General features: G+C 71.6%; 10 protein-coding genes. 9 read left to right on the top strand and 1 reads right to left on the bottom strand.

Annotated features, from left to right (window positions below; genetic code table 11):
* Complete coding sequence (locus ACFYT4_RS24490; RefSeq protein WP_389272808.1) at positions 1–543, bottom strand: beta-class carbonic anhydrase; 543 nt, start codon at positions 541–543, stop codon at positions 1–3.
* 316 nt (positions 544–859) lie between these two features.
* Here ACFYT4_RS24490 and rsmH point away from each other — a divergent pair, with 316 nt between their 5' ends.
* From rsmH to murG, 9 genes are all read left to right on the top strand, one after another.
* Entirely contained in the window at positions 860–1,816 is a 957-nt protein-coding gene (gene rsmH, locus ACFYT4_RS24485) for a 16S rRNA (cytosine(1402)-N(4))-methyltransferase RsmH (RefSeq protein ID WP_389272805.1), read from the top strand.
* Between the two features lie 115 nt (positions 1,817–1,931).
* On the top strand, positions 1,932–2,498 hold the full coding sequence (locus ACFYT4_RS24480) for a septum formation initiator family protein (protein WP_389272802.1): 567 nt from the start codon (positions 1,932–1,934) through the stop codon (positions 2,496–2,498).
* Between the two features lie 220 nt (positions 2,499–2,718).
* Complete coding sequence (locus ACFYT4_RS24475; protein WP_389272917.1) at positions 2,719–4,494, top strand: peptidoglycan D,D-transpeptidase FtsI family protein; 1,776 nt, start codon at positions 2,719–2,721, stop codon at positions 4,492–4,494.
* 82 nt (positions 4,495–4,576) lie between these two features.
* The gene (locus ACFYT4_RS24470) at positions 4,577–6,256 is read left to right on the top strand and encodes a UDP-N-acetylmuramoyl-L-alanyl-D-glutamate--2,6-diaminopimelate ligase (protein WP_389272799.1); all 1,680 of its coding nucleotides are present in this window, start codon (positions 4,577–4,579) and stop codon (positions 6,254–6,256) included.
* A 4-nt stretch (positions 6,257–6,260) separates the two neighbouring features.
* Positions 6,261–7,697, top strand: coding sequence for a UDP-N-acetylmuramoyl-tripeptide--D-alanyl-D-alanine ligase (gene murF, locus ACFYT4_RS24465; protein WP_389272796.1), 1,437 nt, complete (start codon positions 6,261–6,263; stop codon positions 7,695–7,697).
* On the top strand, positions 7,694–8,764 hold the full coding sequence (gene mraY / locus ACFYT4_RS24460) for a phospho-N-acetylmuramoyl-pentapeptide-transferase (RefSeq protein ID WP_389272792.1): 1,071 nt from the start codon (positions 7,694–7,696) through the stop codon (positions 8,762–8,764). Before murF ends, mraY begins: the two co-directional genes overlap by 4 nt.
* Positions 8,761–10,182 (top strand): UDP-N-acetylmuramoyl-L-alanine--D-glutamate ligase, encoded by a 1,422-nt coding sequence (gene murD / locus ACFYT4_RS24455; RefSeq protein WP_389272789.1) that lies wholly within the window; start codon positions 8,761–8,763, stop codon positions 10,180–10,182. Before mraY ends, murD begins: the two co-directional genes overlap by 4 nt.
* A gap of 144 nt (positions 10,183–10,326) precedes the next feature.
* Positions 10,327–11,667, top strand: a complete 1,341-nt coding sequence (ftsW, locus tag ACFYT4_RS24450; protein WP_389272786.1) for a putative lipid II flippase FtsW — start codon at positions 10,327–10,329, stop codon at positions 11,665–11,667.
* Between the two features lie 6 nt (positions 11,668–11,673).
* On the top strand, positions 11,674–12,768 hold the full coding sequence (gene murG / locus ACFYT4_RS24445) for an undecaprenyldiphospho-muramoylpentapeptide beta-N-acetylglucosaminyltransferase (protein ID WP_389272783.1): 1,095 nt from the start codon (positions 11,674–11,676) through the stop codon (positions 12,766–12,768).
* Positions 12,769–12,775 lie beyond the last annotated feature (7 nt).

Genomic DNA, 12,775 nt, shown 5'->3' with positions numbered 1-12,775 from the left:
TCAGGCGGCCGGGTCGATCTCCCGCAGGAGCCCCTGCGTCACATCGAACACGAAGCCCCGCACATCGTCCGTGTGCAGCAGGAACGGCGAGGTGCGCACCCGCTGCATCGACTGGCGCACATCCTGGTCGACGTCGCGGAACGCCTCGACCGCCCACGGCGGACGCTGTCCGACCTCGTCCTCCAGCTCATGGCGGAAGTCCTCCGTCAGGGACTCCAGACCGCAGCCCGTGTGGTGGATGAGGATGACGCTCCGGGTGCCGAGCGCCCGCTGGCTGATGGTCAGCGAACGGATCACGTCGTCGGTGACCACGCCGCCGGCGTTGCGGATCGTGTGGCAGTCGCCCAGTTCCAGGCCGAGCGCGTCGTGCAGGTCGAGCCGCGCGTCCATGCACGCGACGACCGCCACCCGCAGAACCGGGCGCGCGTCCATTCCGGGGTCCTGGAAGCCGTCGGCATAGCGCCTGTTCGCTTCGACGAGGCGATCGGTGACCGTACCGGCTGTGCGCGCAGCGTCGGCAGGGTGGTGCGCGGAAGTGGTCATACCGAAGAAGGTAATGCGCACACCGCCCGAATCCCGCTGTGAGACGCGACAAACAACATCAACCACACTTGTTGTGAGGTAACCCACAGGGGGGATGCATGGGGTCCCGTTCGGGTGAAGTGTCCGATTCCATAACCCGTACGCCACGCCGTCGACCGGTTGATTGACCGGGCAGACCAGTGGACTAAAGTGGCGCGCAGTCCACCGAAACATCCTGCACATTCCCAAGATTTTTCCCCGCGTGTGCGGCGTACGCCTCGGCCTTCCACCCTGCTCGCCGGTCGCTCCAGCCCCGCGCCGGACCTGAGAGGGCGCCTTGAGCCATACCCGACATGTCCCGGTGATGCTCCAGCGGTGCCTGGACCTGTTGGCCCCCGCCCTGGAACAGCCCGGATCGGTGGTCGTCGACTGCACCCTCGGTCTCGGCGGACACAGCGAGGCACTGCTCACCCGGTTCCCCGAGGCGCGCCTGATCGCGCTGGACCGGGACAAGGAGGCCCTGCGGCTCTCCGCCGAGCGGCTCGCGCCCTTCGGCGACCGGGCGACACTCGTCCACGCCGTGTACGACGAGCTGCCCCGGGTCCTGGAACGGCTGGAGGTCCCGCGCGTCCAGGGCGTCCTGTTCGACCTCGGGGTCTCCTCGATGCAGCTCGACGAGGCCGGGCGCGGTTTCGCGTACGCCCAGGACGCACCCCTCGACATGCGGATGGACCAGTCGACCGGAGTGCCGGCGGCCGAGGTCCTCAACACCTACCCGCCCGGTGAGCTGGTGCGGATCCTGCGGACGTACGGCGAGGAGAAGCAGGCCAAGCGCATCGTCTCCGCGGTCGTACGGGAGCGGGAGAAGGAGCCCTTCACCAACAGCGCCCGGCTCGTCGAGCTGATCCGGGACGCGCTGCCCCAGGCCGCCAAGCGCACCGGCGGCAACCCCGCCAAGCGCACCTTCCAGGCCCTGCGCATCGAGGTGAACGGCGAGCTCAGCGTGCTGGAGCGGGCCATTCCGGGTGCGGTCGGGGCGCTCGCCGTGGGCGGGCGCATCGCCGTGCTGTCCTACCACTCGCTGGAGGACCGGCTGGTCAAGCAGGTCCTCGCGGCGGGCGCCGCCACCACCGCGCCCGCCGGGCTGCCCGTCGTACCGGAGGAGTACCAGCCCCGGCTGAGGCTGCTGACCCGGGGCGCGGAACTCCCGACCGAGGAAGAGGTCGCGGAGAACCGGCGCGCGGCCCCCGCGCGTCTGAGAGGAGCACAGCGCATCCGTGAGGACGCGCGATGAACGGCGGGCGCCGGCGTGAGGCGACCCCTGTGGCACCCCTGCCGACGGCGGCAGGGGCCACGGCGGCGGGCGCGGCGGCCCGGGAAACGGCCGGAGCGAGGACCGGGAGGACGCGGTGAGCACAGCGGCCAAGCAGCTCCGGGGACGCGCCGCGAGACTCGCCCGGCTGATGCCCGCGGGCCCCAGCAACGCCGCCCGCACCCCCTTCGTCCTGCTGGTCGTGGCGCTCCTCGGCGGCGGACTGATCATGCTGCTGATGCTGAACTCCGCGCTCAACGAGGGTTCCTTCGAACTGAGCGAGCTGAAACGCAAGACGACCGAGCTCACCGACGAGCAGCAGGCCCTCCAACGGGACGTCGACGACCGGTCGGCCCCCGACGCCCTGGAGCGCCGGGCCCGCGAACTCGGCATGGTGCCCGGCGGCCCGCCCGCCTTCATCGACCCCGACGGCACGGTCAGCGGGGTCCCCGGCAAGGCGACCGCACCGCCCGCCCCCACCCTCTCCGCCCCCGCCCCCTCCGGCGCCTCCGGATCCCCGTCCCCCAGGGCGTCCGGCACGTCGTCCTCCCCGGCGGCCCCCACGACCTCCGCACCCTCCGGTGCCGCCACGGCCCCCGACCCCTCGCCGGCCATCCCGCCGGCCCCGCCCGCGAAGTCGACCCCGATGCCCTCCGGCAGGTGACGCAGTGCCCTCCCAGGAACCACCCCCGCGTCGCTCCTCCCGGGACCAGCCCCCGCGCCGCCCCTCGCGCGAGGCGCCCCCGCGCCGCCGGGTCCCCGGGCCGGCCCCACGGCCGTCCGGGCGTCCCGCCCCCCGCCGCACTCGTCCGGCACCGCGCAGCCTCCGGCTCGGCAGTCCCCGCCCCCGGCTGCGCCTGGTCAGCCTCGCCCTGACCCTGGTGATGCTGGCCTTCGTCGTACGCCTGCTCCAGGTGCAGGCCGTCGACGCCGACGCCTACGCGGCCAAGGCCGAGAAGAGCCGCTACCTCAGCGTCAAGCTCGCCGCCGAACGCGGGGAGATCACCGACCGGACCGGGATCGCCCTGGCCACCAGCGTCGACGCGTACGACATCACGGCCGACCCGAAGCTGTTCACACCCGAGGAGAGCAAGTCCCCCGACGCGCCGGAACGGGCCGCCGGGCTGCTCGCCCCGATCCTCGGAACCGACGCGGGGGAGATCGCGAAGAAGCTCAGGACCCCCAAGTCCCGCTACACGGTCCTGGCGCGCCGCCAGACCCCCCAGGTCTGGAACCAGATCAAGGACCTCAAGGGCGTCTTCGCCGAGAAGGCCGCGGCCGACCGGGCCAGGGGCGGCCCCGGAACCAACGTCCTCGCCGGGGTCTTCCAGGAGCCCAGCAGCAAGCGGGTGTACCCGAACGGCGAACTCGCCGCCGGGATACTGGGATACGTCAACGCCGAGGGCCGCGGCGGCGGAGGCATCGAGTCCATGCTGGACAAGGAGCTGGCCGGCCAGGACGGCGAGGTCACCTACGCCCAGTCGGGCGGCCGGCGCGTCCCCACCGCGGGCGGCACCCGTGAGACCCCCGCCGTCCCCGGCTCGGACATCGAGCTGACCATCGACCGGGACATCCAGTGGGCCGCCCAGCGGGCGATCAGCGAACAGGTCGCGAAGTCCAAGGCCGACCGCGGGTACGTCATAGTGCAGGACACCCGGACCGGCGAGATCCTCGCCATGGCCAACGCACCCGGTTTCGACCCCAACGACCTCGGCGGGGCCGACTCCGCCGCCATGGGCAACGCCGCGCTCCAGGACGCGTACGAGCCCGGCTCCACCGCCAAGGTGATGTCCATGGCCGCCGTGCTGGAGGAGAAGGCCGCCACCCCGAGCACCCATGTCGTCGTCCCCAACCGGCTGCACCGCGGCGACCGCCTCTTCAAGGACGACATCGACCACCCCACCTGGTATCTCACCCTCAACGGGGTGCTCGCCAAGTCCAGCAACATCGGCACCATCCTGGCGACCGGCCAGCTCGGCGAGACCCAGCGGCAGGCCAACCAGGTGCTCCACTCCTACCTGCGGAAGTTCGGCATGGGCAGCCCCAGCGGGCTCGGCTACCCGGGAGAGACCCCGGGCATCCTCGCGCCGCCGCAGAAGTGGTCCACCTCCCAGCAGTACACGATCCCCTTCGGCCAGGGCTTCTCCCTCAACGCGATGCAGGCCGCGTCCGTCTACTCGACGATCGCCAACGGCGGACTCCGTATCGAGCCCAGCCTCGTCCGCGGCACCAAGGGACCCGACGGGCGGTTCACCGCCGCCCCCGCGCCCCGCAAGACCCGGGTCGTCAGCGAGGACACCGCCCGGACGCTGGCCACGATGCTGGAGTCCGTCGTCGGCGACGAGGAGGGCACCGGCACCAAGGCCCGCATCCCCGGCTACCGGGTCGCGGGCAAGACCGGCACGGCCAACCGCGTCGACCCCGAACTCGGCCGCTACCGCGGCTACACCGCCTCCTTCGCCGGATTCGCACCCGCCGACAAGCCCAGAATCACCGTCTACTGCGCCATCCAGAACCCGACCAAGGGCAGCTACTTCGGCGGCCAGATCTGCGGACCGATCTACCAGGAGGTCATGGAGTTCGCGCTGAAGACCCTCCAGGTGCCGCCGACGGGCAAGGGGCCCGCCGGACTGCCCGTGACCTTCAGGCCCGCCGAATGACCGGCCCCCGAAACCGGCACGCCCACGGGACCGGCCGGTCCGGGGCACGCACCGCCACGCCGAATGACCCAAGGAACCACCAGTGACAACGATCACCCCAGATTCCGGGAACCACGGCCCGGCGCATGGCTCATTTAGCCCCGCGCACGCTGCGCCCGGTACGCTCACCGCCGTGCCACAGTCCGATCATCACCGAACCACCCCCGAGGACGCCCCGCCGCAGCAGCCGGGAGCGCCCCGTCCGGACCGGCCCCACCCGACTCCGCTCGGGGAGCTGGCCGAGCGGCTGGGGGTGGTGACGGAACCGGCGGCGGAGGGCACCCGGGTCACCGGGATCACCCACGACTCCCGCGCGGTGCGCCCCGGAGACCTGTACGCGGCCCTCCCCGGCGCCCGGGTCCACGGCGCGGACTTCGTGGACCAGGCGGCGAACCTGGGCGCGGCGGCCGTCCTCACCGACACGGCCGGCGCCGCACGCGCCCGGGCCACCGGACTGCCGGTCCTGGTCACCGACGACCCCCGGAGCCGGATGGGCGCACTCGCCGCCGAGATCTACGGACACCCCGGCGAGGGGCTCCTCCAGATCGGGATCACCGGCACCTCCGGCAAGACGACCTCCGCCTATCTCGTCGAGGGCGGACTGCGGGCTGCCGGCCGCTCCACCGGCCTGATCGGCACGGTCGAGACACGCGTCGGCGACGAGCGCCTCAAGTCGGAGCGTACGACTCCCGAGGCCACCGACCTCCAGGCACTCTTCGCCGTGATGCGCGAGCGGGGCGTCGACGTGGTCGCCATGGAGGTCTCCAGCCACGCCCTGGTGCTCGGCCGGGTGGACGGGTGCGTCTTCGACGTCGCCGTCTTCAACAACCTCAGCCCCGAGCACATGGAGTTCCACTCCGGCATGGAGGACTACTTCCGGGCGAAGGCGCAGCTGTTCACCCCGTCCCGCAGCAGGCACGGGGTGGTCAACTTCGACGACGAGTACGGCCGCAGGCTGGCCAAGGAGGCGTCCGTACCGGTCACCACCTTCTCCACCGAGGGCAGCCCGGACGCCGACTGGCGGGCCGAGGACGTCGAGCTGGGAGCGCTCGGGTCCGTCTTCACGATCGTGGGCCCCGGCGGGGAGCGCCTGCGCGCCCGGGCCCCGCTGCCCGGCGCCTTCAACGTCGCCAACACCCTCGCCGCCGTCGTCACCCTCGCCGCCGCCGGGATCGACCCGCAGACCGCGGCCGACGGCATCGCGACCGTCCCCGGTGTCCCGGGCCGGCTGGAGCGGGTGGACGAGGGCCAGCCGTATCTCGCCGTCGTCGACTACGCCCACAAGACCGACGCCGTCGAATCCGTCCTGCGGTCCCTGCGGAAGGTCACCGAGGGCCGGATCCACATCGTCCTCGGCTGCGGCGGCGACCGCGACACCACCAAACGCGGCCCGATGGGCGCGGCGGCGGCCCGGCTCGCCGACACCGCCGTCCTGACGTCCGACAACCCCCGCTCGGAGGACCCGCTCGCGATTCTCGCCGCGATGCTCGCCGGCGCTGCCGAGGTCCCGGCCCATGAACGCGGCCATGTCATCGTCGAGGCCGACCGGGCGGCGGCCGTCGCCGCGGCGGTCGCCCGCGCCGAGCCCGGTGACACCGTGCTGGTCGCGGGCAAGGGCCACGAACAGGGCCAGGACGTCGCCGGGGTCGTCCGCCCCTTCGACGACCGCCTGGTACTCCGCGAAGCCATCAGCGCCTCCCTCCACCAGAAAACCCGGGGATGACCCAGTGATCACCCTCTCCCTCGCCGAGATCGCCCACATCGTCGGCGGGCAGCCGCACGACATACCCGATCCGGCCGCACGTATCACCGGGCCGGTCGTCACGGACTCCCGCGAGGCCGTGCCCGGCGCCCTCTTCACCGCCTTCGACGGCGAGCGCGTCGACGGCCACGACTACGCGGAACGGGCCGTCGCCTCCGGCGCGGCCGCCGTGCTGTGCACCCGTCCCGTCGGCGTGCCCGCGATCGTCGTGGACGACGTCACGGCGGCGCTCGGTGCCCTCGCCCGCCATGTCGTGGCCCGTCTGGGCACCACCGTCGTCGCGCTCACGGGATCGGCCGGCAAGACCAGTACGAAGGACCTGATCGCCCAGCTCCTGCTGCGCAAGGGCCCGACGGTCTACCCCGAGGGCAACCTCAACAACGAGATCGGCCTTCCGCTCACCGCGCTGCGCGCCGACGAGTCCACCGAGCACCTCGTCCTGGAAATGGGCGCACGGTACATCGGCGACATCCGCTACCTCACCGGACTCGTTCCGCCGAAGGTCGGACTCGTCCTGAACGTCGGCACCGCGCACATCGGCGAGTTCGGCGGCCGTGAGCGGATCGCCGAGGCCAAGGGCGAGATCGTCGAGTCCCTGCCGCCGGCCGAGGAGGGCGGGATCGCCGTCCTCAACGCCGACGACCCCCTCGTACACGCGATGGCATCCCGGACGAAGGCACGGGTCGTCTCCTTCGGCGAGGCCGCTACCGCCGGCGTACGTGCCGAGAATGTCCGGCTCACCCGGCAGGGCCGGCCCTCCTTCACGCTTCACACCCCTACCGGGTGCAGCGATGTGACCATGCGGCTGTACGGTGAGCACCACGTGTCGAACGCGCTCGCCGCGGCCGCCGTCGCCCATGAGCTGGGGATGTCCGCCGACGAGATCGCCCTCGGGCTCTCGCAGGCCGGTACCCTCTCCCGCTGGCGCATGGAGGTCACCGAGCGTCCGGACGGCGTGACGATCGTCAACGACGCCTACAACGCGAACCCCGAGTCCATGAGGGCGGCGCTGCGCGCGCTGGCCGCGATGGGACAGGACGTACAGGCCCGGGGGGGACGGACATGGGCGGTGCTCGGACTGATGGCCGAGCTGGGCGACGAAGCGCTCGCGGAGCACGACGCCGTCGGACGGCTCGCCGTCCGGCTCAATGTGAGCAAGCTGGTCGCGGTCGGGGGCAGAGAAGCGTCCTGGTTGCGACTGGGCGCATACAACGAGGGTTCGTGGGGTGAGGAGTCGGTGCACGTGTCCGACGCGCAGGCGGCGGTCGACCTGTTGCGCAGTGAGCTGCGCCCGGGAGACGTCGTGCTGGTGAAGGCTTCCAGATCGGTCGGTCTCGAACGGGTCGCGCAGGCGCTGGTCGAGAACGCGGTGCCCACGGATGGGCAGGGTGCCGGTCGATGAGGCAGATCCTCTTCGCGGGGGCCATCGGGCTCTTTCTGACCCTGATCGGCACTCCGCTGCTGATCAAGCTCCTGGCCCGCAAGGGATACGGGCAGTTCATCCGGGACGACGGCCCGCGCAGCCACGGCAGCAAGAAGGGCACGCCCACGATGGGCGGCATCGCCTTCATCCTGGCCACGCTGATCGCGTACGCCTGTGCCAAGGTGATCACCGGTGAGACGCCCACCTTCTCCGGCGTCCTCGTGCTCGGACTGATGGCCGGAATGGGCCTGGTCGGCTTCCTCGACGACTACATCAAGATCGTCAAGCAGCGGTCGCTCGGTCTGCGGGCCAAGGCGAAGATGGCGGGCCAGCTGATCGTCGGTATCGCCTTCGCGGTGCTGTCGCTCCAGTTCGCCGACAAGCGCGGCAACACCCCCGCCTCCACCAAGCTGTCCTTCATCACGGACTTCGGCTGGTCGATCGGCCCGGTGCTGTTCGTGGTCTGGGCGCTGTTCATGATCCTCGCCATGTCGAACGGCGTGAACCTGACGGACGGTCTGGACGGCCTGGCCACCGGCGCGTCGGTGATGGTCTTCGGCGCGTACACCTTCATCGGGCTCTGGCAGTTCCAGGAGGCGTGCGCCAACGCGCTGTCGCTGACGAATCCGTCCGCCTGTTTCGAGGTACGAGATCCGCTCGACCTCGCGGTCGTCGCGTCGGCGCTCATGGGCTCCTGCTTCGGCTTCCTGTGGTGGAACACCTCACCGGCCAAGATCTTCATGGGGGACACCGGCTCCCTCGCCCTCGGCGGCGCGCTCGCCGGTCTCGCGATCTGCTCCCGCACGGAACTGCTGCTGGCCCTCCTCGGCGGACTGTTCGTCCTGATCACCATGTCCGTGGTCATCCAGGTCGGCTCCTTCAAGATGACGGGCAAGCGGGTCTTCCGCATGGCACCCCTCCAGCACCACTTCGAACTCAAGGGGTGGTCCGAAGTCCTTGTGGTGGTCCGGTTCTGGATCATCCAGGGCATGTGCGTGATCGTCGGTCTGGGTCTCTTCTACGCGGGGTGGGCGGCGGACAAGTGAGTACGCGTCAGGAGCTGTCGGGCAAGCGGGTCACCGTCGCCGGTCTCGGGGTCTCCGGGATCCCCGCGGCGAAGGTCCTGCACGGTCTCGGCGCGATCGTGACCGTCGTCAACGACGGGGACGACGAGCGCGCCCGTGCCCAGGCGGCCGAGCTGGAGGCGTTGGGTATCACGGTGCGCCTCGGCGACGGCGCGACCCTGCCCGACGGCACCGAACTCATCGTCACCGCGCCCGGCTGGCGGCCGGACAAGCCCTTGTTCCTGGCCGCCGCGAAGGCGGGCGTGGAGATCTGGGGCGACGTCGAACTCGCCTGGCGGCTGCGGGAACCCGGCGCCGCTCCCTGGCTCGCCGTCACCGGCACCAACGGCAAGACCACGACCGTACGGATGCTCGCCTCGATCCTGGAGGCCGCGGGGCTGCGCACGGCCGCCGTCGGCAACATCGGGGTCTCCCTCCTCGACGCGGTGACCGGTCCCGAGAAGTACGACGTCCTCGCCGTCGAGCTCTCCAGCTACCAGCTGCACTGGGCGCCCTCGCTGCGCGCCCACTCGGCCGCGGTACTCAATCTGGCGCCCGACCACATCGACTGGCACGGCTCCATGGAGGCGTACACAGCCGACAAGGGCCGGATCTACGAGGGCAACACCGTCGCCTGCGTCTACAACGCGGCCGACGGCGCGACCGAGGACCTGGTGCGCGCCGCCGACGTCGAGGAGGGGTGCCGGGCCATCGGCTTCACCCTGGGCACACCCGGCCCCTCCCAGCTCGGAGTCGTGGACGGCATCCTCGTCGACCGCGCCTTCGTCGGGAACCGGCAGAAGCAGGCGCAGGAACTGGCCGAGACCGCCGATGTCGAGCCGCCCGCGCCCCACAACATCGCCAATGCCCTCGCGGCGGCGGCGCTGGCCCGCGCCTACGGGGTGCCCCCGGCCGCCGTACGCGACGGACTGCGGGCGTTCCGGCCCGACCCGCACCGGATCGAGAAGGTCGCCGACGTGGCGGACGTCGCCTACGTCGACGACTCCAAGGCCACCAATACGCACGCGGCCGAGGCGTCCCTCGCCGCCTATGACCCGATCGTGTGGATCGCGGGCGGACTGGCCAAGGGCGCGACCTTCGGCGAACTCGTCGAGAAGTCCGCGAGCCGTCTGCGCGGTGTCGTCCTCATCGGTGCCGACCGCGCGCTCATCGCCGAAGCCCTCGCGCGACACGCGCCCGAGGTCCCGGTCGTCGACCTCGACCGGACAGACACTGGGGCGATGTCGGCGGCCGTCCGGGAGGCGGCACAGCTCGCCCGGCCGGGGGACACGGTCCTGCTGGCCCCGGCCTGTGCCTCGATGGACATGTTCGCCAATTACAACAAGCGGGGCGAGGCCTTCGCGGACGCGGTCCGCACCCTCGCCGCCGAGCGCGCCTGACCGGCCCGACCTCCGCGCCGTGCCGTGCGCCCCGGGAGCTCTCCCGGGGCGCGGGCGGCGCACCGGGCACGACTGGAGGGGACAGCGCCGATGCCGGCCGACCACACCACGGCTCCCGCGGATCCACCCCGCGGGTGGCTCGCCATGGGCTCCGCGACCCCCTCCGCGCCGCGGGGGAGGCAGGTGGGGTCCCCGGCGCGCGCCTTCCGTTCCGGACGGGCCTCCCGCCCCCCGTCCCGTCCGCCCCGGGGGCGCGGGGCGCGCCTGCTCTACGAGCGTGCGCGCAACGCCTGGGACCGGCCCCTCACCGCGTACTACCTGATCCTCGGCAGCAGCCTGCTGATCACCGTGCTCGGGCTGGTCATGGTCTACTCCGCCTCGATGATCAAGGCGCTGGAGCTGTCGCTCCCGGGCTCGTACTTCTTCCGCAAGCAGTTCCTCGCCGCCGCCATCGGCGCGGTCCTGCTCCTCCTCGCCTCCCGGATGCCGGTCAAGCTGCACCGCGCGCTGGCCTACCCCCTCCTGGTGGGCACGGTCTTCCTGATGGTGCTGGTGCAGATCCCGGGGATAGGGCGTTCGGTCAACGGCAACCAGAACTGGCTCGCCATCGCCGGCCCGTTCCAGCTCCAGCCCAGTGAGTTCGGCAAGCTCGCGCTCATTCTCTGGGGCGCCGATCTGCTCGCCCGCAAACAGGACAAGCGGCTGCTGACCCAGTGGAAGCACCTGCTCGTCCCGCTCGTCCCGATCACCTTTCTGCTGCTCGGGCTGATCATGCTCGGCGGCGACATGGGCACCGCGATCATCCTCGCCGCGATCCTCTTCGGCCTGCTGTGGCTCGCCGGAGCGCCCACCCGGCTCTTCGCGGGCGTACTCGGCGTCGCCACCCTCGTCGGATTCATGCTCATCAGGACCAACGAGAACCGGATGTCGCGCCTCGAATGCATCGGCGCCATCGACCTCGGTCCCAAGGGCGAGTGCTGGCAGGCCGTGCACGGGATCTACGCGCTCGCCTCCGGCGGATGGTTCGGATCCGGCCTCGGCGCCAGTGTGGAAAAATGGGGTCAACTCCCCGAACCGCACACCGACTTCATCTTCGCCATCGCCGGAGAGGAACTCGGGCTGGCGGGGACGCTGTCGGTGCTCGCCCTGTTCGCGGCTCTAGGCTATGCGGGTATCCGCGTGGCCGGACGCACGGAGGACTCCTTCGTGAGGTACGCGGCGGGAGGTGTGACCACCTGGATCACGGTGCAGGCCGTGGTCAACATCGGTGCGGTGCTCGGTCTGCTGCCGATCGCCGGAGTCCCGCTCCCGCTGTTCTCCTACGGAGGGTCGGCCCTGCTGCCGTCCATGTTCGCTGTCGGGCTGCTGATCGCCTTCGCGCGAGAGGATCCCGCCGCGAAGGCGGCCCTGGCCATGAGGTCGCCAGGGGTGAGATGGAAGACGATGAGACGGCGCGTCAAGAAGCGTCCGTCCGGAGAGCGGTGAATTTCGGTGCATGTCGTACTCGCCGGTGGGGGGACCGCCGGCCACATCGAGCCCGCGCTCGCCCTCGCGGACGCCCTGCGCAGGCAGGACCCGACCGTGGGCATCACGGCCCTCGGTACGGAACGCGGCCTGGAGACCAGGCTCGTACCGGAGCGCGGCTACGAGCTGGCGCTCATCCCCGCCGTACCGCTGCCCCGCAAGCCCACCCCGGAGCTGATCACCGTCCCCGGACGGCTGCGCGGCACCATCAAGGCCGCCGAGCAGGTCCTGGAGCGCACCAAGGCGGACTGCGTCGTCGGCTTCGGCGGCTATGTCGCCCTGCCCGGCTATCTCGCCGCCAAGCGGCGCGGCGTCCCGATCGTCGTCCACGAGGCCAACGCCCGCCCCGGGCTCGCCAACAAGATCGGTTCGCGGTACGCCGCCGGGGTGGCCGTCGCCACACCCGACAGCAAGCTCCGGGGCGCCCGCTACATCGGCATCCCGCTGCGCCACTCCATCGCCACGCTCGACCGCGCCCGCGTGCGCCCCGAGGCGCGCGCGGCCTTCGGACTCGACCCGGGTCTGCCCACGCTGCTGGTCTCCGGCGGCTCCCAGGGCGCGCGCCGGCTCAACGAGGTGGTCCAGCAGGCCGCTCCGGTGCTCCAGCGCTCCGGGATCCAGATCCTGCACGCGGTCGGTCCGAAGAATGAACTGCCGCGCGTGGACAACATGCCCGGAATGCCGCCGTACATCCCGGTACCGTACGTGGACCGGATGGACCTCGCGTACGCCGCTGCCGACATGATGCTCTGCCGCGCGGGCGCGATGACCGTCGCCGAACTCTCCGCCGTCGGGCTCCCCGCCGCCTATGTCCCGCTGCCGATCGGCAACGGCGAACAGCGGCTCAACGCCCAGCCGGTGGTGAAGGCCGGCGGCGGACTGCTCGTCGACGACGCCGATCTGACCCCCCAGTGGGTCCAGGGCAATGTCCTTCCGGTGCTGGCCGATCCGCACCGGCTGTACGAGATGTCCCGTGCCGCCGCCGAGTTCGGCCGCAGGGACGCCGACGACCTGCTCGTCGGCATGGTGTACGAGGCGATCGCGGCCCGCCGGCAGGCGTGAGCCCCCG

This window comes from Streptomyces sp. NPDC004609, assembly GCF_042873655.1.
Lineage (GTDB): Bacteria > Actinomycetota > Actinomycetes > Streptomycetales > Streptomycetaceae > Streptomyces.
This window is presented reverse-complemented; position numbering and strand designations above follow the sequence as displayed.